Source organism: Micromonospora narathiwatensis (assembly GCF_900089605.1).
Taxonomy (GTDB): domain Bacteria; phylum Actinomycetota; class Actinomycetes; order Mycobacteriales; family Micromonosporaceae; genus Micromonospora; species Micromonospora narathiwatensis.
This window is the reverse complement of sequence record NZ_LT594324.1, coordinates 5,226,328-5,246,458: the sequence shown is the minus strand read 5'-3', so window position 1 is coordinate 5,246,458 and position 20,131 is coordinate 5,226,328. Positions and strand designations below refer to the sequence as shown.

At 72.8% G+C, this 20,131-nt stretch carries 19 protein-coding genes; 3 read left to right on the top strand and 16 right to left on the bottom strand.

From position 1 onward, the window contains the following. Positions 1-45: 45 nt before the first annotated feature. A complete protein-coding gene (locus GA0070621_RS22965; protein WP_091199578.1) occupies positions 46-783 on the bottom strand; it encodes a flavin reductase family protein in 738 nt (245 codons plus the stop codon). Between the two features lie 35 nt (positions 784-818). Then, on the bottom strand, positions 819-1,025 hold the full coding sequence (locus tag GA0070621_RS22960) for a hypothetical protein (RefSeq protein WP_091199575.1): 207 nt from the start codon (positions 1,023-1,025) through the stop codon (positions 819-821). A gap of 194 nt (positions 1,026-1,219) precedes the next feature. On the opposite strand from GA0070621_RS22960, the gene GA0070621_RS22955 reads away from it, so the two are divergent. Beyond that, on the top strand, positions 1,220-2,005 hold the full coding sequence (locus GA0070621_RS22955; protein WP_091199573.1) for a helix-turn-helix domain-containing protein: 786 nt from the start codon (positions 1,220-1,222) through the stop codon (positions 2,003-2,005). Then, on the top strand, positions 2,002-2,196 hold the full coding sequence (locus tag GA0070621_RS22950) for a DUF397 domain-containing protein (protein ID WP_091199571.1): 195 nt from the start codon (positions 2,002-2,004) through the stop codon (positions 2,194-2,196). The genes GA0070621_RS22955 and GA0070621_RS22950 overlap by 4 nt, the downstream gene beginning before the upstream one ends. A 30-nt stretch (positions 2,197-2,226) precedes the next feature. Here the strand turns inward: GA0070621_RS22950 and GA0070621_RS22945 are convergent, their stop codons facing one another. From GA0070621_RS22945 to GA0070621_RS22910, 8 genes are all read right to left on the bottom strand, one after another. Next, a complete protein-coding gene (locus GA0070621_RS22945) occupies positions 2,227-3,918 on the bottom strand; it encodes an ABC transporter permease (protein ID WP_091199568.1) in 1,692 nt (563 codons plus the stop codon). Further along, positions 3,903-4,667: an ABC transporter ATP-binding protein gene (locus tag GA0070621_RS22940; protein WP_091199566.1), complete on the bottom strand. Its 765-nt coding sequence runs from the start codon at positions 4,665-4,667 to the stop codon at positions 3,903-3,905. The genes GA0070621_RS22945 and GA0070621_RS22940 overlap by 16 nt, the downstream gene beginning before the upstream one ends. Positions 4,668-4,760: 93 nt before the next feature. Next, positions 4,761-6,401: a sodium/solute symporter gene (locus GA0070621_RS22935; RefSeq protein ID WP_091199564.1), complete on the bottom strand. Its 1,641-nt coding sequence runs from the start codon at positions 6,399-6,401 to the stop codon at positions 4,761-4,763. 1 nt (position 6,402) lies between these two features. Next, positions 6,403-6,849, bottom strand: a complete 447-nt coding sequence (locus GA0070621_RS22930; protein ID WP_167667182.1) for a hypothetical protein — start codon at positions 6,847-6,849, stop codon at positions 6,403-6,405. Positions 6,850-7,002: 153 nt separating this feature from the next. Beyond that, positions 7,003-7,764: a LytR/AlgR family response regulator transcription factor gene (locus GA0070621_RS22925; RefSeq protein WP_091199562.1), complete on the bottom strand. Its 762-nt coding sequence runs from the start codon at positions 7,762-7,764 to the stop codon at positions 7,003-7,005. Continuing rightward, positions 7,761-8,978, bottom strand: a complete 1,218-nt coding sequence (locus GA0070621_RS22920) for a sensor histidine kinase (RefSeq protein WP_091199560.1) — start codon at positions 8,976-8,978, stop codon at positions 7,761-7,763. Before GA0070621_RS22920 ends, GA0070621_RS22925 begins: the two co-directional genes overlap by 4 nt. Before the next feature lie 40 nt (positions 8,979-9,018). Further along, positions 9,019-10,521 (bottom strand): sugar transferase, encoded by a 1,503-nt coding sequence (locus GA0070621_RS22915; RefSeq protein ID WP_091199558.1) that lies wholly within the window; start codon positions 10,519-10,521, stop codon positions 9,019-9,021. Between the two features lie 325 nt (positions 10,522-10,846). Next, on the bottom strand, positions 10,847-11,707 hold the full coding sequence (locus GA0070621_RS22910; RefSeq protein ID WP_091199556.1) for an Fpg/Nei family DNA glycosylase: 861 nt from the start codon (positions 11,705-11,707) through the stop codon (positions 10,847-10,849). Between the two features lie 24 nt (positions 11,708-11,731). On the opposite strand from GA0070621_RS22910, the gene GA0070621_RS22905 reads away from it, so the two are divergent. Continuing rightward, a complete protein-coding gene (locus GA0070621_RS22905; protein ID WP_091199554.1) occupies positions 11,732-13,000 on the top strand; it encodes a glycosyltransferase in 1,269 nt (422 codons plus the stop codon). A gap of 32 nt (positions 13,001-13,032) precedes the next feature. Here the strand turns inward: GA0070621_RS22905 and GA0070621_RS22900 are convergent, their stop codons facing one another. The 6 genes from GA0070621_RS22900 to GA0070621_RS22875 all read right to left on the bottom strand — a co-directional run bounded on the left by GA0070621_RS22900 (position 13,033) and on the right by GA0070621_RS22875 (position 20,052). Then, entirely contained in the window at positions 13,033-13,758 is a 726-nt protein-coding gene (locus GA0070621_RS22900) for a CDP-alcohol phosphatidyltransferase family protein (RefSeq protein ID WP_091199552.1), read from the bottom strand. Beyond that, positions 13,733-14,800, bottom strand: a complete 1,068-nt coding sequence (locus GA0070621_RS22895; protein ID WP_091199550.1) for an iron-containing alcohol dehydrogenase family protein — start codon at positions 14,798-14,800, stop codon at positions 13,733-13,735. The genes GA0070621_RS22900 and GA0070621_RS22895 overlap by 26 nt, the downstream gene beginning before the upstream one ends. Beyond that, on the bottom strand, positions 14,788-15,519 hold the full coding sequence (locus GA0070621_RS22890) for a phosphocholine cytidylyltransferase family protein (RefSeq protein ID WP_091199548.1): 732 nt from the start codon (positions 15,517-15,519) through the stop codon (positions 14,788-14,790). Before GA0070621_RS22890 ends, GA0070621_RS22895 begins: the two co-directional genes overlap by 13 nt. A gap of 82 nt (positions 15,520-15,601) precedes the next feature. Then, positions 15,602-16,414, bottom strand: a complete 813-nt coding sequence (locus GA0070621_RS22885; RefSeq protein WP_091199546.1) for a hypothetical protein — start codon at positions 16,412-16,414, stop codon at positions 15,602-15,604. Next, positions 16,411-16,860, bottom strand: coding sequence for an NUDIX hydrolase (locus GA0070621_RS22880; RefSeq protein WP_091199544.1), 450 nt, complete (start codon positions 16,858-16,860; stop codon positions 16,411-16,413). Before GA0070621_RS22880 ends, GA0070621_RS22885 begins: the two co-directional genes overlap by 4 nt. Before the next feature lie 132 nt (positions 16,861-16,992). Continuing rightward, positions 16,993-20,052 carry a malectin domain-containing carbohydrate-binding protein gene (locus GA0070621_RS22875; RefSeq protein ID WP_167667181.1) on the bottom strand — a complete coding sequence of 1,020 codons (3,060 nt, stop codon included), beginning with the start codon at positions 20,050-20,052 and terminating at the stop codon, positions 16,993-16,995. Positions 20,053-20,131 lie beyond the last annotated feature (79 nt).

Below are 20,131 nucleotides of genomic sequence, written 5' to 3'. Positions count from 1 at the left end.
CATCCGGGCGCTCGGACACCGCCTCATCGCCGATCTGGCTCACAGTCAGCCCAGCTCGCGGTAGCGGCCCCGGTAGTGGAGGAGCGGGGCGGTCTCCTCGGCCAGGTCGACCGCCTCGATGGTGGCCTCGACCAGCAGGCCCCAGCCGTACTCCCGGGCGGCGTCGAGCCGGCAGCCGGCCCACCCGCCCGCGTCCGCCGGCACCGGCCCGTACGGGGTGTCGGCCCACGCGCCGATGGCGAACAGGCCACCCGGCGACGGAAAGAGCCCGGCGAAGCGGTCGGCGAGCTGCCGGTGCGGCGGGCCCAGCGGTGCCACCGCGAACCGCCCCGCCTCCTCGACGACCGCCCACAGGTCCGACTCCGGATCGACCAACCCGAGCAGCCGATCCGGCTCCCCCTCGGCGACCAGGGTGGACGAGACCGTCAGCCCGGCCGGCCCGGGAGCCGTCCACAGGGTCACCGGGGCGGCCAGCCGCCCGCGCAGCCGGCGTACCGGGGACCGCTGCCCGGTCGGCGCGGCGAACGGGTCGGTGTGGTGGATCTCGGCGCCCGGCTCATGATTCACGTGAAACATTGTGCCGCCCCGGACCCGCGCCCAGCCGAGAAAGCGTTCGTGCAACCCGGTGGCGTGCCCGAGTTGCTCGCCGGCCTCGGCCATCAGCCCACCCAGGTACACCAGCAGCGCCGTCCGGTCGTGCCGGTACTCGACCAGCAGGCCGAGTCGCGCCGGTTGGCAAGGCCAGTGCGCCCCGCACGCCCGGCACCGCCACGTGGGGTGCATCGGCAGATGGGCCCTCCGACCCGCCGGGGGAACGATCACCAGCGGCCACCGTTCGCCCGCCAGGTCTGGGCCGGGGTGAGCCAGCCAGCGCGGCCCGGTCGCGGGAAGGCCACCGTGGGCTCGGTCGCCCACGCCGGGGACTGGTTCGGTCGCGCCGGACCGGTCGCGGTGGTCGGCACCGCCGGCTTCTTCCTCCGGTACGGCCACAGCGCCGCGTTCCGGCGGCGGATGAACCCGAACATCGCCTACCTCCCAGGGGCTCGGGGGTCGCCCCGGCCGGGGGAATGACCGGGGCGACCCGTCGCAGGACCCGACCGCCGGGCGTCGCCTCCACCAGCCGGGCCGCGTGTCTCCACTCTGGACTCGACGGCGCGGACAGGGGAGGATGCCAGGGCTTACTACGCAGCGCGGTCACGTACTTACCGGAGACGTAAGGGTGAACATCGAGATGTGGATCCGGGCCCTCAAGGCGGCCCGGGCCGGCGCGGACGTGTCCCAGGAAGGGCTGGCCACCCTGATCAAGTGGAGCCCGTCCACGGTCGCCGCGATCGAGACCGGCCGCCGCCGCCCGACCATGGAGTTCGCCGTCGCCGCCGACCAGGCCCTCGGCACCGGCGGCCTCCTCGCCGGCCTGCTCAAGGACGACGACGGGTTGAGCGGGCCGTCCTGGTTCGAGTCGTGGCCCGGCCACGAGGAGTGCGCCGCCCGGCTGTGCTACTTCGAGCCGTGCCTGGTTCCTGGTCTCCTACAGACCGAGGAGTATGCGCGCACGGTCTTCTCGGCCGGCGGGTTGTACCGGAGTGATCGGGTGGAGGATCTGGTCAACCTCCGAATGAGCCGGCAGCGCCTGCTCCACCGGGAGGACCCGCCGGAATGCGTGTTCGTCATCGACGAGAGCGCGCTGCGCCGACCCGTCGGTGGGCCGGACGCCATGGATCGGCAGCTCGGCTGGCTACTCGAAGCCGCCGAGCTGCCACCGGTGCGCCTGCACGTACTGCCGCTCACCGTCGGCGCGCACGTCTCGATGGGCGGTGGCTTCGTGCTCGCGCAGCTTCCCGGAGACGATCGCCTGCTCTGCCTCGACAACGCGGCACGCGGGCAGATCGCCGACCATCCGGAGTGGATAGGCTTGGTGCAGCGGAAGTGGGAACATCTGCTCGGCGAAGCGCTCAGCGAGAGTGCCTCCATCGACCTGATCAACAAGCTGAAGGTGACGCCATGACCAGTGCCTCGCCCCGCTGGCGCAAGTCGACGCGGTCGGACAATGACGGCAACTGCGTCGAGGTGGCGGACAATCTGGCCGGGGTGGTGCTGGTCCGGGACAGCAAGGACCCCGCCGGCCCCGCGCTCTCCTTCACCCCCGACGCCTGGCGGTCCCTGATCACCGCCCTACGGGCCGGCCACGGGGACTGACGTGCGCGATCTTGCAGCAGGGGGAAAGGCTCAGCGGCGGGGGGTGACGGCGGTGAGCAGTTCCGGTTGGCGGCGGTTCAGCACGTCGCCGGCCAGGTACGCGCCGAGCAGTGCGGCACCCAGCCCGTACGCCAGGCCGACCGGCAGGGCCAGCCAGAGCCAGAGTTCCCCGAGCAGTGCCGCGGCGGCCACCATCGGCACCGCCGCGACCGCCGAGGCGACCATGGACAGCAGGGTGAGCAGGCTCTTCGCCACCCCGGCACCGGTGTTCATCGCGAACGGGTTGCTCGTCTCGGGCAGCGCGTACGCGCCGAGCACCGAGACGAATCCGTTGATCGCCAGCCCGGTGCCGTACGCGGCGAACAGCGCTCCGGCCATCGCACCCAGCCAGCCGGGGTGCCGCAGCACGCTGGCCACGACGATCGCGACCACGACGAGCATCGGCACCACGTAGATCGCGAACGCGGTCATCCGGGCCCGCAGCTCCAGCCGTCCCGGCACGCCGGCCACCACGTTGGCCGCGTACGCGCTGCCGTCGAAGCCGAACTGGTTGGCCAGGGTGACCGAGGCGAGCACCCCGACGAAGATCATCGAGAGGCTGACCAGCACCGGCGAGGACTGACCGGTGAAGGAGAAGCCGCCCTCGGCGCTGGCGGCGAAACCGGAGCCACCGAGGTTGACCATCACCGGCACGAAGATCCCGACCACCGCGATGGTGATCAGGTTGGCCCGCCGGCGGGCGTCCCGCCACCAGTAGCGGCACTCCCGGGCGACCATCGCGCCGAACCGGTCCCGCCGCGCCCAGCCGACCACCCGGGGGAAGAGCTGGGCGACCGCCCCGCCGACCGTGCCGCGCCGGTCCCGGGTCGGGCCGGCGCTGGCCGCACCCACCATCGCCGATTCCAGCGAGCGGGACCACCAGTAGAGCAGTGCACCGATGGCCAGCGCGGTGATCAGCAGCTTGGGCACGGCGGCCCAGGCCCGGCCCTCGGCCACGTCGATGCCGGCGGTCCACGGCGCCCCGAACGGGGTCCAGCCGACCACGCGGGCCACGCCGGTCAGCCGGTCCCAGTCGGCCCGCTGGACGGCGGCGATCACCACGATCTGCAACGGCCCGAGCAGCGCGGCGAGCACCGCGAGCAGGACGGCGGCCAGGTCGCGTACCCGGCGGGAGCGGAGCATGGTGGCGAAGGCGCTGGTCACCGCGCGGGCGGCGGCCACGCAGAGCAGCAGCCCGGCGACCACCCCGACGGCGGCGACCAGCGCGGCCGGCCAGCCGCCCAGCGCGCCGGCGGTGACCACCAGCCCGGTGAGCGCGAGCAGCGTCGCCAGCACCGGGACGCTGACCAGGGCGGCGGCGTACAGGCCGGTGACCAGGGTGCGGCGGGAGAGCGGGAGCAGCGCGAACCGGGCCGGGTCCAGGGTCTCGTCCACGCCGAAGAAGACCAGCGGCATCAGCAGCCAGCCCAGCACCAGCAGGCCCCCGCCGAAGGCGGCGACCATGAGCGCGTACCGGGGCTCGCCGGCCAGGCCGGGCGCGGCCAGGGCGAAGAAACCGCCGGTGGCGACCCAGAGCCCGATCACGACGCCCACCACGAAGAGCGCGATCCGCCATCCCTGGCCGCGGAAGTTGTTGCCCAGCACGCGCAGCTTGAGCCGGACGAAGTGCCGGGCGGAGACCCGGCGGGCCGGCCGGTCGGGCGCGGTCACCGGGACAGCCACGACAGCTCCTCACCGGTTGCGGTCCGGCCGCCGACCACCTCGACGAAGACCTCCTCCAGGGACCGGGCGCCGCGTACCTCGTCGAGGGTGCCGACCCGCTTGATCCGCCCGTCGGCGAGGATCGCCACGTGCGAGCAGAGGCGCTCGACCACCTCCATGACATGACTGGAGAAGACGACCGTGCCGCCACCGACGACGTACCGGTGCAGGATGTCGCGGATCAGCGCCGCCGAGACCGGGTCGACCGCCTCGAACGGCTCGTCGAGCACCAGCAGCCGGGGGCCGTGCAGCAGCGCGCAGGCCAGGCCGATCTTCTTCTTCATGCCGGCCGAGTAGTCGACCACGAGGGTGCGGCCGGCGTCGCTGAGCGCCAGCACGTCCAGCAGCTCCGCCGCGCGCTGGTCGACCACCGCCGGGTCCATGCCGCGCAGCAGACCGTGGTACGCCAGCAACTCCGCCCCGCTGAGCCGGTCGAAGAGCCGGACGCCGTCCGGCATCACGCCGAGCAGGCTCTTGGCGTGCACCGGGTCGGCCCAGACGTCGTACCCGAGCACCCGGGCCTGGCCGGCGTCGGGCCGCAGCAGGCCGACGGCCATGGAGAGGGTGGTGGTCTTGCCGGCCCCGTTCGGGCCGAGCAGCCCGTAGAACGACCCGGTCGGCACGTCCAGGTCGACCCCGGCGACCGCGATCTTGGTGTCGAACCGCTTGGCCAGGCCACGGAGGGACAGCGCGGGGTGCTCATGGGTCATGCGCCCGACCGTATCTCGCGGACGCCAGCCGACGCTCACGCCCAGGGATGATCCCGCGTCATCCCCCAGCCGTACGCGCTACGACCCCCGTACCTACAGGCGCAGCGCCTCCGGGGCGTGCAGGCGGAGCATCGTGGTGCCGACGTCGCGGGGCAGCCGGCGTCGGGTGGCCATCGAGACCGCCACCATCACGGTGAACGCCAGCGGCACCGTCCACGCGGCCGGCTGGGTGGTCAACGTGGCCGGCCAGCCGGTCAGCGGCGGGCCCAGCACCGTGAGCAGCACCGCGCCGATCGCGGCGCCACCGCCGACCAACACCCCGGCGGCGGCGCCCAGGTCGGTCAGCCCGCGCCACCAGATGCCCAGCACCAGCAGCGGGCAGAAGCTCGACGCGGCCACCGCGAAGGCCAGCCCGACCACCTCGGAGACGTCCAGCCCGGAGACGTTCAGCGCGAGCACCGCCGGCACCCCGCCGGCGATCACGGTGGCCAGCCGGAAGCCGGGTACCGAGCCGCGGCCCAGTACGTCCGTGGAGATCACCCCGGCCACGCTGGTCAGCAGCCCGGAGGAGGTGGAGAGGAACGCGGCGAACGCCCCGGCGGCGACCAGCGCGGCGAGCAGTCGCGCGGCCGTGCCGTCGCCGAGCACCGCCCCGGGCAGCAGCACCACCACCGCGTCGGTCTGCCCGGTGACCAGCAGTTGCGGGGTGTAGATCCGGCCCAGCACGCCGTAGATGGTGGGCATCAGATAGAAGAGGCCGACCAGGGCCAGCACCACCAGCGTGGTACGGCGGGCGGCGGCGCCGTCCGGGTTGGTGTAGAAGCGGACCAGCACGTGCGGCAGGCCCATGGTGCCGAGGAAGGTGGCCAGGATCAGCGAGTACGTCTTGAACAGCCCCCGGTCGTCGTCCTCGGCGGTGTCCGGCAGCAGCCAGTCCGTCGCGTCGATGGCCGATCCGGAGACCTCCGGCACCGGGTCGCCGGCGGCGAAGTCGAGCCGGTCGCCGGGGCGTACCTCCCGGATGTCGCCGTCGGGGAAGGTGAGGGTGGCGCGGTGCTCGACCACGACGGTGGTCGCGGCCCGGAACGCCGGCCCGTCGGGCGGGGTCACCGCCGGGCGGGCGTCGGCCTGCCAGTGCAACGCCAGGAAGATCGCGGGTACGGCCAGCGCGGTCAGCTTCAACCAGTACTGGAACGCCTGGACGAAGGTGATGGCCCGCATCCCGCCGAGCGCCACGTTCGCGGTCACCACCACGGCGACCAGCAACGCCCCCACCGGGTACGCCGAGCCGGTCACCGTGGCCAGGGTCAGCCCCGCCCCCTGGAGCTGCGGCACCAGGTAGAGCCAGCCGATGAAGATCACGAAGACGGTGGCCAGTTTGCGCAGCCGCCGCGAGCCGAGCCGCACCTCGCAGAAGTCCGGCAGGGTGAACGCCCCGGACCGGCGTAGCGGGGCGGCCACGAAGAGCAGCAGCGCCAGGTAGCCCGCGGCGAAGCCGACCGGGTACCAGAGCACGTCCACGCCGTACTTGAGGATCAGGCCGGCCACGCCCAGGAAGCTCGCCGCCGACAGGTACTCCCCGCCGATCGCGGCGGCGTTCCAGGTGGGGCTGACCGCCCGGGAGGCGACCAGGAAGTCGGAGGTGGTCCGCGCCAGCCGCAGCCCGTAGAAGCCGATCCCGACCGTGACCAGGGTGACCGCCACGATCGCCGGGACGACGTACTCGTTGTCCACCTCAGCGCTCCGGCCGCTGGATCAGGTCGGTGAAGTCCTGCTCGTTCCGTTCCGCCAGCCGCACGTACGCCCAGCCGACCGCGATCAGGAACGGGAAGGCGGCGACCCCGAGCAGCAGCCACGGCAGGTTGATCCCGAGCACGGTGACCCGCCCGACGGAGGGCGCGATGGCGAAGAGCCAGGGCAGGCCGCCCAGCCCGACCAGCACCAGCAGACTCATCCGCAGCGCCAGCGCGAGCTGGGCCCGGACCAGTCCCCGGACCAGCGTCTCGCCGACCCGGGTCTGCTGGGTCAGCTCCGACCGGGTGCGGTCCGCCCGGCTGCCCGGTCGGGACACCTCGGCCAGCACGATCCGGGTACGCCGGCGCGGCTGCGCCGCGCGTGGGGCCGGCACCGGAGCGACCTCGGCCGGCCGCCCCGGAACGCCCCGCTCGTCCGCTCCGGTCATCCCCGGCAGTCTCGCCTGATCAACGTAAATGTCAAGGGGCGTCCGTCCGCGACCGCCAGCACCTCGCCCTGTGGACAACCTGTGGAGAACGCCTCACTCCTGTGGATAACCCGGTGGATGAGTGGGGCTTCGTTGTGGACGGCCGAGCGAGTTTCAGCGGTTCCAGTCCTGTTTCGCCGCCCGGACCAGCTTGTCCTTCAGCTCCCGGGTGTGCCGGCGGCTCACCGGCAGCTCCGTACCGTCGACCACCACCACGTAGCCGGAGTTGACCAGCCGCAGCTCGGCGATCAGCCGCAACTGCACCAGGTAAGACCGGTGGATCCGTACGAACCCCGCATCCCCCCAGCGCTCGGCGAGGGTGGCCAGCGAGACCCGGACCAGGTGCGACGCGTCGGCGGTGTGCAGCCGGGCGTAGTCGCCCTGCGCCTCCACCCAGCGCACCGCCGAGCGGGGCAGCATCCGGGTCGTGCCGGCCAGCTCGATCGGGATCGTCGGATCCTCCTCCGCCCGGGCCAGCGCCGCCGGGTGCGAGGGCAGCACCCGGGAGCCGATCACCCGGCGCAGCGACTCGGCCAGCCGCTCGGCGCGTACCGGCTTGCGCACGTAGTCGGTCGCGCCCAGGTCGAAGGCGTCCACCGCGCCGTCGTCGTACGCGGTGACGAAGACGATCGCCGGTGGCCGGGCGAACCGCCGCAGCACCCGGGCCAGCTCCATGCCGTCCAGGCCGGGCATCCGGATGTCCAGGAAGACCACGTCCACGTCGCCGTCGCGGAGCACCCGCAGCGCCTCGGTCGCGTCGCCCGCCGTGTGCAGCCGGGCCACCCGGGGGTCGGCCCGCAGGTGGTACGCCAGCTCGTCCAGCGCCGGCGGCTCGTCGTCCACCGCCAGCACCCGGAGGAAACCGGAAGCGTTCACGAGTGGACCCGTACGCCGGGGTGGAACTTCGGCACCCGCATGCTCACCTTCGTACCGGAGCCCAGGCCGGTCTCGACGACCAGGCCGAACTTGTCCCCGAAGACCGACCGGAGCCGTTCGTCGACGTTCGAGAGGCCGACGTGCTGGCCCGGGTCGTCGGTCGGGTCGATGCCGGCCAGCTCGGCGATGCCGGCGGCCAGCGTCGTCGGATCCATCCCCACTCCGTCGTCCTCCACCGTGATGTGGCACTCCGCGCCCGCGTCCCGGGCCTCGATGCTCACCATGCCGGTGCCCGGCTTGCGGGACAACCCGTGCCGGACCGCGTTCTCCACCAGCGGCTGGAGGCAGAGGAACGGCAGGGTCACCGGCAGCACCTCCGGGGCGATCTGGAGGCGTACCTGGAGTCGCTCACCGAACCGGGCCCGCTCGATGGTCAGGTACCGGTCGATCGAACGCAGTTCCTCGGCGAGCGTGGTGAACTCGCCGTGCGCCCGGAACGAGTAGCGGGTGAACTCGGCGAACTCCAGGATCAGCTCCCGGGCCCGCTCCGGGTCGGTCCGGACGAACGAGCCGATCGCGGTCAGCGCGTTGTAGATGAAGTGCGGGCTGATCTGGGCGCGCAGGGCGCGTACCTCGGCCCGGGCCAGGCGCTCCCTGGACGAGTCCAGCTCGGCGAGGGCGAGCTGGTCGCCGGCCCAGTGCGCGGTCTCCAGGGTCGCCTGCACCAGACCCGGCGCGGGCTGCCCGTCGGCGACCGCCACCAGCGCCCCGACCAGCCGGCCGTCCGCGCTCAGCGGTGCCACCACCGCGCCCCGGACCGGGCAGTCCACCAGGTCGCAGCGCAGTTCCGAGTCGCGCAGCACCGTCGACCGGCCGCTGCTGACCGCCCGCCGGGCCGCCGCGAGGAGCTGGTCGCCGTGGTGCGCGCCGCGCCCGTCGAGGGCGAGCAGGACCTCCCGGTCGGTCAGGGCCAGGCCGGCCGCGCCGACCAGCGCCCGCAGATGGCGTACGGCCTTCGCCGCGCCCGCCGCGTCCAGTCCGGCCCGCAGCGGCTCGGCGGCCAGCCCGGCGGTGTGCAGCACCTCGTACGTGGCCCGCTGGGTGGCCGTGGCGATGCCCCGCCGGGCGCGCAGCCGCAGCACCGCCCAGAGGGCCGCGGCGAGCGCGGTGACCAGCGAGACGACGCCGAAGAAAGCGGACAGGTTGCCACCCACGGTCCTGATCCTCGCGGCTGGCGGACCACCCGCCAAGGGGTCAGTACGCGCCCTTGCGGACCAGCACCACCCCGACGGTCCGCCACAGGATGCTCAGGTCGTAGGCGAGGGACCAGTTGTCGACGTAGTAGAGGTCGAGCCGGACCGCCTCGTCCCAGGAGAGGTCGGAGCGGCCGGAGACCTGCCAGAGCCCGGTGATGCCCGGCCGGACCAGCAGCCGGCGGCGTACGTCGCCGAGGAAGTCACCGTCGTCGGCGGGCAGCGGGCGCGGCCCGACCAGCGACATCTCGCCCCAGAGCACGTTGATCAGCTGGGGCAGCTCGTCCAGCGAGGAGGCGCGCAGGAAACGGCCCACCGGGAACACCCGGGGATCCTGCTTGATCTTGAACAGCATGCCGTCGGTCTCGTTCTGGTCGACCAGGCCGGCCAGCCGCTCCTCGGCGTCGACGTACATGGTGCGGAACTTCCAGACCCGGAAGGTCCGCCCCTCGTGGCCGACCCGGGGCTGCCGGAAGAAGACCGGCCCGGGGTCGGAGATCCGGATGGCGACCGCGATCGCGACGAAGAGCGGGATCAGCAGCACCAGGCCCAGCCCGGCGGCCACCCGGTCCATCAGGTTCTTGACCAGCAGCGCCGGGCCCGACAGGGTCGGCTCCTCGACGTGCAGCAGCGGTAGGCCCTCGATCGGGCGGATGTGCACCCGGGGACCGGCGATGTCGGTGAGCTGGGGCGCGACGACCAGGTCGACGCCGGAGCCCTCCAGTTGCCAGGCCATCCGGCGCAGCTCGCCCGGCTCGGCGCTGGCCGAGCCGCACACCGCGATGGTGTCGCCGCCCACCTCGCGGACCAGGGCGAGCACGTCCCGGCCGGCGTAGACCGGCACCGGGGTCTCGATGCCGCGCGCGGCGGCGTACCCGTCAGTCAGGTGGATGGCGACCGGCACCAGGCCGGCGCCGGGGTTGCGGGTGACCGCGATGTAGACCTCCAGGCACTCCGGCAGGGTGCCGACCAGCACCATCCGGTGACCGGCGTGCCCGGCCCGGCGCCGGATCGCGTGCAGCGCGAGCCGGGCCACCATCCGGCCGAGCAGGATCAACAGCATCGCCCCGAGCAGGGCGAAGCCGACCGTCCACCGGGAGAGCGAGTAGGTCTTCGTCGCGAAGGCGATGAAGGAGACGGTGGCGGTGACCGCCACGCCGGCCCGGATCACCCGCTTGAACTCGTCGGGTCCGAGACCGAGATAGCGGCGGTCGTACGCCCGGTTGCCCCACAGAATGATCAACCAGCCGAGCGGCAGCAGCACGAACGCGACCGTGTAGAACCACGACTGGGCCCGGAAACCCGAGGCGGCCTGCTCGAAGATCTGGATGGCCAGGAAGCTGGCCAGGGCCGCCGCGCCGAAGTCGATCAGCAGCAGGATCGCGATGTAGGGGCGGTGCCAGCGGGAAACCCGGCGGCGGGCGCGGGCCCACGCCGACCGGGGTACGCCGTTGTGAGACGGCGAAGTCGGCGGCTGGATCTCGAAGCTGTCGACGTGCCGCACGCTCTTGCTCCGGCCTGTGTTGGTTACCGGGCGCTGGAGGCTTGTCGTCACCTCAACCCATGTCCTCCCGCATGACCCGCACCCTCACTCGCCGTGAGGACCCGGGTCGCCCACCGTCCCAGTCTCCCACGCGAGCCCGGCCGGGACGGGCCGCCGGGAAGGAAGCGCGTCCGTTGGTATCGCGGGGATCTGGCCGGCTCCGTATCGGTTGTGAAGCCGGGGACCGAGCCACTATACCGATGGATTGTGGCCCGGGAAGAGCTGCGAGTGGGACCTTCGGCGATCCGAGTCGATTCCTCTCCGTAATCGCCTCGGGTGTGATTACTCACCGTACGAGGCGGGACAACCGTCGGTCAGCCAGCGGCCGGCCGCCCGTCTGGCAGGTGGGGCAGTACTGGAGGCTGGAGTCGGCGAACGAGACCTCCCGGACGGTGTCGCCACAGACCGGACAGGGCAGTCCGGCCCGGGCGTGCACCTTGAGCCCGGAGCGCTTCTCGCCCTTCAGCTCGGCGGCCCGCTGCCCCATCGACCGGCGGACCGCGTCGCCGAGCACCGCCCGGGTCGCCCCGTGCAGCGCGGCGAGCTGGTCGTCGGTGAGCCGGTCGGTGATCGCGAACGGCGACAGCCTCGCCGCGTGCAGGATCTCGTCCGAGTACGCGTTGCCGACCCCGGACAGCACCGCCTGATCGGTCAGCACCCCCTTGATCTGCCCCCGCCGGCTGCGCATCCGCTCGGCGAAGGTGGCCAGGTCGGCGTCGAGCGCGTCCGGGCCCAGCTTCGCCACCCCGGGCACCTGCGCCGGGTCGGTCACCAGGTACGCGGCCAGCTTCTTCTGGGTGCCGGCCTCGGTCAGGTCGAACCCGGAGCCGTCGTCGAGGCGTACCCGCAGCGCGACCGGGCCCTTGCCGGGGCGCAGCGGGGCGGTCGACGGGAACGCCTCCCGGTAGTGCAGCCAGCCCGCCCGGGCCAGGTGGACCACCAGGTGCAGCCCGCCGTCGAACCGGACGTCCAGGAACTTTCCGTGCCGGCCGGCACCGACCACCGCCCGGCCCGACACCGCACTCGGCGGCGGGTCGTACGTCTTCAGGGCGCTGATCGCGGCGACCTCGACGCGCTCGACGCATCGGCCCACCGCCCGCTCGCGCAGGTAGCCGGCGAGCGCTTCCACCTCCGGTAGTTCGGGCACCTCACAACGGTAGCCTTCTTTCCCGTGAGAATCGTGGTGGCGCACAACCGGTACCGGGAAGCTCAGCCCTCCGGCGAGAACACCATCGTCGACGCGGAGATCGCCCAGCTCACCGCGGCCGGGGTGGAGGTGCTGCCGTTCATCCGCAGCTCCGACGAGATCCCCTCGATGTCCCGGCCCGCCAAGGCGCTGCTGCCGATCTCGCCGATCTGGGCGCCGAAGGCCCAGCACGACCTGGACCGTCTGCTCGTCGAGCACCGTCCCGACGTGCTGCACCTGCACAACCCGTACCCCCTGCTGTCGCCCTGGGTGGTCCGGACCGCGCACCGGCGCGGCGTGCCGGTGGTGCAGACGGTGCACAACTACCGGCAGGTCTGCTCGTCCGGTCTCTACTTCCGCGACGGCGTGATCTGCCAGGACTGCCGGGGCCGGGCGCTGGGCGTGCCGGCGATCGTGCACCGCTGCTACCGGGGCTCCCGGGCGCAGAGCGCGCTGATGGCGACCACGCTCGCCGTGCACCGGCCGACCTGGCGGTCGGTGGACCGGTTCATCGCGCTCACCACCGCGGTCGCCGACCACCTCCGCGACTACGGCATCCCGGACGAGCGGATCGTGGTCAAGCCCAACGCCGTCCCCGATCCGGGCACCCCGGCGCCGTCCGGCGACGGTTTCCTCTTCCTCGGCCGGCTCTCTCCCGAGAAGGGGCTGGACCTGCTGCTGGAGGCGTGGCGGCGGCACCCGGACGGCGCGCTCGGCCCGCTGCGGATCGCCGGCGACGGGGAGCTGCGCCCGCTGGTCGAGTCGGCCGCCGCCGAGCGCGCCGACCTCACCTTCCTCGGCCCGCTCGACCGGGCCGGGGTACGCGCCACGCTCACGGAGAGCGCGGTGGTGCTGGCGACCTCCACCTGGCACGACGTGCTGCCGACCGTGATCATCGAGGCGCTGGCCAGCGGCCGGCCGGTGCTCGGCACGGCGCTCGGTGGCATCCCGTACCTGGTCGGCGCGGACACCCCCCGGGAGCCCGCCGGCACCGGCCCGGCCGAGGTGGCGTCGGCGCCCGCCGGGTCCGTGGGGCCGGCGATGCCCGCCGGCATCGAGCGGGGCGAGGCCGGCTGGGTGGTGGCCCCGGAGCCGGCCGCGCTGGCCGCCGCGCTGCCGGTGGCCCGGGCCGGGGCGGCGGCGCTCGCCCCGGCGGCCCGGGCCCGCTATGAGCGCATCTTCCACCCCGACGTGGTCACCAAGCGCCTCATCGACATCTACGCCGACGTCGCGGCCACCGCGCCCGCGCCATGATCCGCACATGAATGTGTGGATCAAGGGGCGGGTCAGTGGAGGGACGCGCGGGCGGAGAAGGCGATGCTGGCGAGCAGGAAACCGCCGTTGATGATCGTGAAGGCGACGATCACCCAGATCGTCAGCGCCGGGGCGATGGCCAGCACCAGCCCGGCCAGGAAGATCACCGCACCGTAGTCGCGGACCAGCTTCACCAGGCGTACGGGGAGCGAGGTCGAGGCGACCATGCTGGCCGCGTTCGGGCCGGCCTGCATCACCGAGGTGACCAGGTTGACCATCCAGGTGCCCGCGAAGACCGCCACCAGCCAGATCGGCGTCGACGGCCGCTGCGCCAGCGTGGTCGCCCCGAGGGCGGTGACCAGCGCGATCTGGGCGGCCACGTCGCACAGCACGTCGACCCGGGCACCGGCCGAGCTGCCCTGACCGGTGACCCGGGCGAGCTGCCCGTCCGCGCAGTCCAGCGCGTACGCGATCTGCCAGCCGAACAGGGCGAGCAGCCCGACGACCCAGGCCGGGACGGTGCCGTCGGCGACCGGGCCGGCGAGCAGCACCACGGTCGCCGACGTGGCCAGGCCCAGCACGAGGTTCGACAGGGTCAGCGTGGTCGGCCGCAGGCCCAGCCGGTGCGCGGCGACCGCGATCGCCGCACCCACCCACTGGCTCACCGACTCGCTGAAGAGCCCGCCGCCGCGGTTCCTGGCGTGGAAGTCGGCGACCGTGGGGCGGGTCGCGTCAGCCACGGTGATCGCAAAGTTCATCGGCGTAATCTCCCAGCCGCCGACGCGTCTCGTCGGTCGACATCGCGAGGTGTTCGAGGATGGTGTAGCGGTCCGGGCGGGTGGCGGGCGCGAACCGCACCGCCTCGACGAACTGTTCGTCGGTCAGCCCCACGTCGGCCGGGAGCCGGGGCAGACCGTGCCGCGCCAGGCAGGCCGACATCTCGACGAACCGCCGCCGGTCGCCGCGGAGGAAGGTGCAGAAGAGCGCGCCCAACCCGGCCAGTTCGCCGTGCGAGGCGGTGTCCGGGTAGAGCGCGTCGATCGCGTGCATGATCTCGTGGCAGCCGCCGCTGGCCGGGCGGCTGGTGCCACAGACCGCCATCGCCAGGCCGGTGGAGATCAGCGCCTCGGCCAGCACCGTGACGAACGCGTCGTCGCCCATGTCGCCCGGGTGGGCGAGCACCGCCTCGGCGCCCATCCGGGCCAGTGAGGCGGCCAGCCCGTCGACCGGCTCGCCGCGGACCTGCCGGGCCAGCTCCCAGTCGGCCAGCGCGCTGATGTTGCTCACCACGTCCCCGACGCCGGCGCGGTTGTGCCGCTCCGGGCCGGCCTCCACGAAGTCCAGGTCGACGATCACCGCGATCGGGATGTGCACCCCGTACGAGCCCTTCAGCCCCTCGTTGACCAGGCTGGCCACCGGGGAGGCGATGCCGTCGTTGGCCAGGGCGGTGGCCACGGTGACCATGGGCAGGCCGCGCCGGGTGGCGGCGTACTTCGCCACGTCGATGGTCTTGCCGCCGCCGATGCCGACCACCGCGTCGTACGAGCGGGTGCGCAGCTTGGCGCCGAGATCGTCGGCGGCGTCCAGGGTGCCACCGACCACGGTGAACACGTCCGCCGAACGCAGCGACGGGCGGATCAGCTCGGCGATCTGGGCACCCTGACCCGGCCCGACCACCACCGCCACGTCACCCCCGGCGGAGATCCGCCCGTCGACGAGGATCGTGGCGAGGTCGGCCACCGCGCCCCGCCGTACGTCGATGTGCAGCGGGGTGAGGATCGTCCGGGCTAGTAGCGGCACGCGATCTCCCGAGCCCGGGCCAGGTCGGCGTGGTTGTCGACCTCCACCCAGGAGACGTCGCCGATCGGTGCCGCCCGCACCTCGCCGCCCCGGTCGGCGAACTCCTGGTAGCCGTCCTCGTAGTAGAGGTTCGGGTCCCGCCGCCAGGTCGCCTCCAGGGCGTCGGCGAGCGCGTCGGCCACCTGCGGCTCGATCAGCGTCGCGCCGATGTACTCCCCGTACGCCTCGCCCGGGTCCATCAGCTTGGTGATCCGGGTGAGCTGGCCGCCGGCGTCGAAGGTGGCCTTCATCTCCTCCTCGGCCAGCGGCTTGATGTTGTCGATGGCCAGCAGGATGCCCGGGCCGCGCTCGGCCAGCAGGGTCTTCTCCACGCTCACCGGGTGCACGGTGTCGCCGTTGACCAGCAGCACGCCCCGGGAGAAGTGCTCCCGGGCCAGCCAGAGCGAGTACGCGTTGTTCCACTCCTCGGCCCGGTCGTTGTGCACCAGCGTGATCGTGACGCCGTACTTCTGCTCCAGCGCCGCCTGGCGCTGCCGGACCGCGTCCGCGGCGTAGCCGACCACGATGACGACCTCGGTCAGCCCGACCTCGGCGAGGTTGCGCAGCGCGATGTCGAGGATGGTGATTTCCCCGTCGACCGGTATCAGGGCCTTCGGCAGCGTGTCGGTGTACGGGCGCAGCCGCCGTCCCGCGCCGGCGGCGAGCACCATACCGATCATGCCGGCATCATCCTTCGTTCGACTGGAGTTCACCCGGTGGAGGATAGCGCCGCACGACCGACCGACTGCCGTCAACCTTCGGTCAGCCCGGCAGGGCGGCGAGGTCCCCCAGCATCGCCAGCCGCTCCTCGGCGCTGAGCACCGCGTACGGGCCGGCGGCCCGCCGGTCGGTCTCCTGCTCGATGGCCAGCCGTTCCGGCCCGGGCGGCAGCGCGGCGACACTGGTCGCGGTGTGCCCCGCGGCGGTCCACGCCGCCGCGTGCGCGTCCGCCCGGTGGTGGCGCAACGTGCCCAGCCGGTTGAGCAGCAGCACCCCCGGTGGGCTGTCCTCCGGCTCGTGCGGCGGGGCCAGCGCGGCGAACGCGCCGGGCTCGTCCGACTCGGCCAGCACCAGGGCGTACGTGAGCACCCGGCCGAGCGCCGTCACCAGCCGGGTCAGCCGATCGTCGTGCCCGGCCCACAGCTCCCCGGTCGCCCTGGCGTGCACCTGCCACAGCTCGCCGAGGAAGGCGAGCCCCCGATCGGTGGCGCAGCAGCCGCCGTCGGGCATGCGCTGGAGCATCCCGTACGCGACCTGCTTGTCCAGCGCGCGTCGACAGGCGGCCGGATCCTGGTAGCGGGTCAACGCGGCGAAGCCGGGGCAACTCACCGTCCCGCCCGGCGTGGCGAGGCGGGTGCGGAACTCCACCAGGAAACCGCTGGCCGCCGGGCCGCCGTACCGTGAACTCAGCTCGACGACGCCGTCCCGGCCGGCGCACATGGCGGCGGTGAAGGCCCGGTCGACCGCCGGGGCGACCAGCCCGGCGAACCGGTGCGGCGGCAGCTCGACCCGCTCGACGTTCCGGCTCGGCGCGTCGGAAGCCGGGTCGCGACCCGGAACGGCCGGGTCGCTCACCGACCGATCGAACGCAGGGCGGCGAAGGCCTCCTCGGCGATCCGCCGGATCAGCCCGTCGTTGACGTCGCGGTGCTCGTCCAGCAGCACCACGTCCTCCTCGCCGAGCCAGCGGAACTCGGTGTGCTTGCCCGCTTCGAGCCGGGGGCGGGCGAGATCGCCGTCCACCCGCACCAGGAAGTCGGTCTCCACCCGGGCCAGCCCGTCGTCGCCGGTGTACCGGTATTCGCCGACCTGCCCGAGCACGTGCGAGACGGTCCAGCCGGTCTCCTCGGTGACCTCACGGCGCAGCGCGTCCTCCACCCCCTCGCCCGGTTCGAGGTGGCCGCCGACGATGTCCCAGCAGTTTGGGAAGAGGCGCCGCTCGGGGGACCGGCGCTGGAAGAAGAGGCGGCCGTCGTCGTCCACGATCAGCGCGCCGGCGCAGCGGAGGGGCTCGGTGGGCACGCCACGACAGTAGCGAGCCGGAGCCGCCGGTGGCGATGCCCGGTCGTGTCACCGGAGGACGCCTGACCCCGGCCCGGAAAGGGCGATGGCCCGGCCGTGACCGGCCGGGCCATCGTCGTACGGTGCCTCAGGTCACGGGCCGACGAAGGTGGCGGTACCCCGCCAGTCCACCTTGTCGACGCCCGGGCCGCTGCGCACGGTGATGGAGCCGGTCGGCACACCGTTCGACCACGCCATCGAGGAGAGGGTGCCGGTGCTCCGGGACACGACGTAGAGCGTGTCGCCGTTCAGGAACATGCCACCCGCGTCGGCGAACGCCTTCGTGCCGGTGACGGTGGTCCGCTCCGCCCCGACCGTGCCGGTGTCCGGCGTGAACCAGCGCCAGAACAGCGTGCTCTGGCCGGAGAGCGTGTAGTAGAGGCGGCCAGCGCTGTAGAACATGCCGGTCACGTTCGGCAACTCGTCGTAGAAGTTCGAGTTCATGCCGGCGTACGTCGAGCCCTCGGGGGCGGAGCCCGTCACGATCTTGTCCCACTTGGGGTCGTGGTACGGGTCCACCTTGACCGGGGTGCCGAAGGCGGTGCCGTCGAACGAACGGCGGTAGAACTCGCCGTTCAGGCCGTAGAACAGGTCGCCGCCGACCCAGAACGCGCCGGTGGCCTTCGACCACGGGGTCTTGTCGCTGTTCGCGACGGTGGCCACCGCGCCCACCTTGCTCGCTCCGTCGTACGACCGCCTGGACACGTCGTCCACCGTGGTCACCGACGGCACCGGCGGGAGCTCGACGATCTCGATGCCCTGGACCAGCGGGTTCTCCAGCACCCGGCCGAAGTCGATGTTGACCTTGCCGTCGCTGGTGATGGCGAAGGCCCGCATCGTGCCCCGGTTGGTGGCACCGATCGAGGCCACCGGGTCGAACTTGTTCAGCTTGAGTACGCCGTCGATGCTGACGTTGAACTTCCGCTTGCCGGCGGTGGCGGTGCCGGCGTACCGGTTGGCCAGGTAGATCCGGACCTGGATCGGGGTGCCGGCCGGAACCGGGAACTCCCACTTCATGTCCGGGTCGGTCGCCAGGTCCCAGCGCTCGCTGTTGAACAGCGCCACCGGCGTGCCGGCCGGCACGGTCGCGTCGAGCGTCGCGTTGGTGGTGTACGTGGAGACGCTGCTGCCGGTGTTGTGGTACTGGCTCGGCGACGCGGCGCTGTCGGCGGCCCAGTTCGGCCCGCTGGCCGCGGTCAGCGACCCGCCGCCGGCGTTGACCCGGTAGAGCACGTCGGAGGCGCTGGGCGTCGGCGCGGTCTTGACGATCTCGATGCCCTGGACCAGCGGGTTCTCCAGCACCCGGCCGAAGTCGACGTCGACCACGCCGTCGCTGACCACCGAGAAGGACCGCATGGTGCCGCGATCGGTGGCGCCGATGGCGGCGACCGGGTCGAAGCTGTTCAGCTTGAGCACGCCGTCGATGCTGACGTTGAACTTCCGCTTGCCGGCGGTGGCGGTGCCGGCGTACCGGTTGGCCAGGTAGATCCGCACGTCGACCCGGGTGCCGGCCGCGACGGGGAAGTCCCACTGCATGTCCGGGTCGGCCGCAAGGTCCCAGCGCTCGCTGTTGAACAGCGTCGCCGGGGTGGTCGCCGGCACGGTCGAGTCGACCTTCGCGTTCGTGGTGTACGTGGAGACGCTGCTGCCGCTGTTGTGCAGCGGGCTCGGCGCGGCGGCCGTGTCACCGGCCCAGTCCGGGCCGCCGTCGATCGCGCTGATCTTCGGACCGCCGGCGTTGACCCGGTAGAGGACCTCGGTCTGCGCCGCACGGCCGGCCTGGTAGACGTTGCCCGGCAGGCCCTTGGTGGCGGTCGAGCGCGGGGCGTTGCCGCCGGTGAGCGGGAAGAACGCGAGCCGTGCCCGCTTGTATTCGCGGTTGCCGATCCACTCCTGGTCGCTGCCCAGCCAGAGCCCCTGCGGGGTCACCAGCATCTCGGTGACGCCGTAGCCGCGCGGGTGGCGGCCCGGGTTCCAGGACAGCGGCAGGCCGCTCACCGGGTCGAGGGCCGCGATGCTGGCCCGGGGGACGGCGCCCGCCGCCGCCCGGTCACGGCCCATCGGGTTGTTGACCCAGCGGATGTGGCCGCCGACGTAGATGGCCTGCTCGCTGACGCCGACCGAGAGGAAGGTGTCGCCGCCGCTGTAGTTGACCCAGGTGGGCTCCTGCCCGGCGCCGCCGGCCGAGGTCTCCCAGCGGACCGCCGTGTCACAGAGCGTCCCCGCGTACGGCGCGCCGGTGGTGACCACCACGAAGTACTTGCCGTTCGGGGCGAACGCCACGTCCCGCATGTACGAGTCGAAGGCGGTGTACTTGCAGGCCGCCGTGTAGCGGTCGGTGTTCCAGTCGGCGATCGTCGCCGAGGCGTCGGCCAGGTTGATCCGCACGATCTGGTCGTGGACGACGTTGTTGGCCTTCTTGAAGTTGCCGATGACGACCAGGTGCCGGCCGTCCGGCGACACCGCCAGCTTCTGGGCGCCGACCCCGGCCGAGGCGCCGCCGTTGGTGGGGGTCCAGTTGTGGTGCTCGGTGAGCGACACGGTGAGGTAGTCGTCCAGCGCACCGGTGGTGGCGTTCAGCGAGGCCAGCCCGTTGCGGGTGGCGGTGCCGGCGGTGCTGAAGATGCCGCCGAGCAGCAGCCGGCCGCCGACCAGTGCGATGTCCTTGATCGTGCCGTTGAACGCGGGGGCCTTGAACCCGGCCACCGGGGAACCGTCGGAGATGTTGAGCAGCGCCAGCTTCCGGAAACCGCTCTGACCGTTCACCGTGTTGAACTGGCCGGCGACGTAGACCGTGCCCGGAGTCGGCCCGGCGATCAGCGCGGTCACCTCGCGGTCCAGCACCGGGACGAAGGAGTTGTCGATCTTCCCGGTGGCCTTGTCGAAGGCCAACAGGTAGTTCCGGGTGACCTCGGTTGTCTGTGAGCCGCGGTCCTGCGCCCTGGTGAACGAGCCACCCACGATGACCTTGGTGCCCGCGTCGTAGATGGCCACCACGTCGCCGTCGTTGATGTTCGGCGTCTTGTCGGACGGCACCTCGCCGACCATCGTGGTGTGGCCCGGCGCGGGGGCGGCGAGCGCGGGGGCGGTGAGCCCGGCCGTGGGGGTGAACAGGACGGCGATGCCGAGAGCGGCGGCGCCGAATGCGGACACCGAGCGGTGTCTCAGGATTGTGGAAACCACAGGCAACTCCGGGTTTAAGGTCGGAGGCGCTGCGGCGCTGGCCGTTGTC

What these genes read in the sequence shown, in the direction of transcription:
- GA0070621_RS22965 (WP_091199578.1), bottom strand. Translation starts at nt 783, where the DNA reads ATGCACCCCACGTGGCGGTGCCGGGCGTGCGGGGCGCACTGGCCTTGC.
- GA0070621_RS22960 (WP_091199575.1), bottom strand. Translation starts at nt 1,025, where the DNA reads ATGTTCGGGTTCATCCGCCGCCGGAACGCGGCGCTGTGGCCGTACCGG.
- GA0070621_RS22950 (WP_091199571.1), top strand. Translation starts at nt 2,002, where the DNA reads ATGACCAGTGCCTCGCCCCGCTGGCGCAAGTCGACGCGGTCGGACAAT.
- GA0070621_RS22940 (WP_091199566.1), bottom strand. Translation starts at nt 4,667, where the DNA reads ATGACCCATGAGCACCCCGCGCTGTCCCTCCGTGGCCTGGCCAAGCGG.
- GA0070621_RS22930 (WP_167667182.1), bottom strand. Translation starts at nt 6,849, where the DNA reads ATGACCGGAGCGGACGAGCGGGGCGTTCCGGGGCGGCCGGCCGAGGTC.
- GA0070621_RS22900 (WP_091199552.1), bottom strand. Translation starts at nt 13,758, where the DNA reads ATGAACTTTGCGATCACCGTGGCTGACGCGACCCGCCCCACGGTCGCC.
- GA0070621_RS22890 (WP_091199548.1), bottom strand. Translation starts at nt 15,519, where the DNA reads ATGATCGGTATGGTGCTCGCCGCCGGCGCGGGACGGCGGCTGCGCCCG.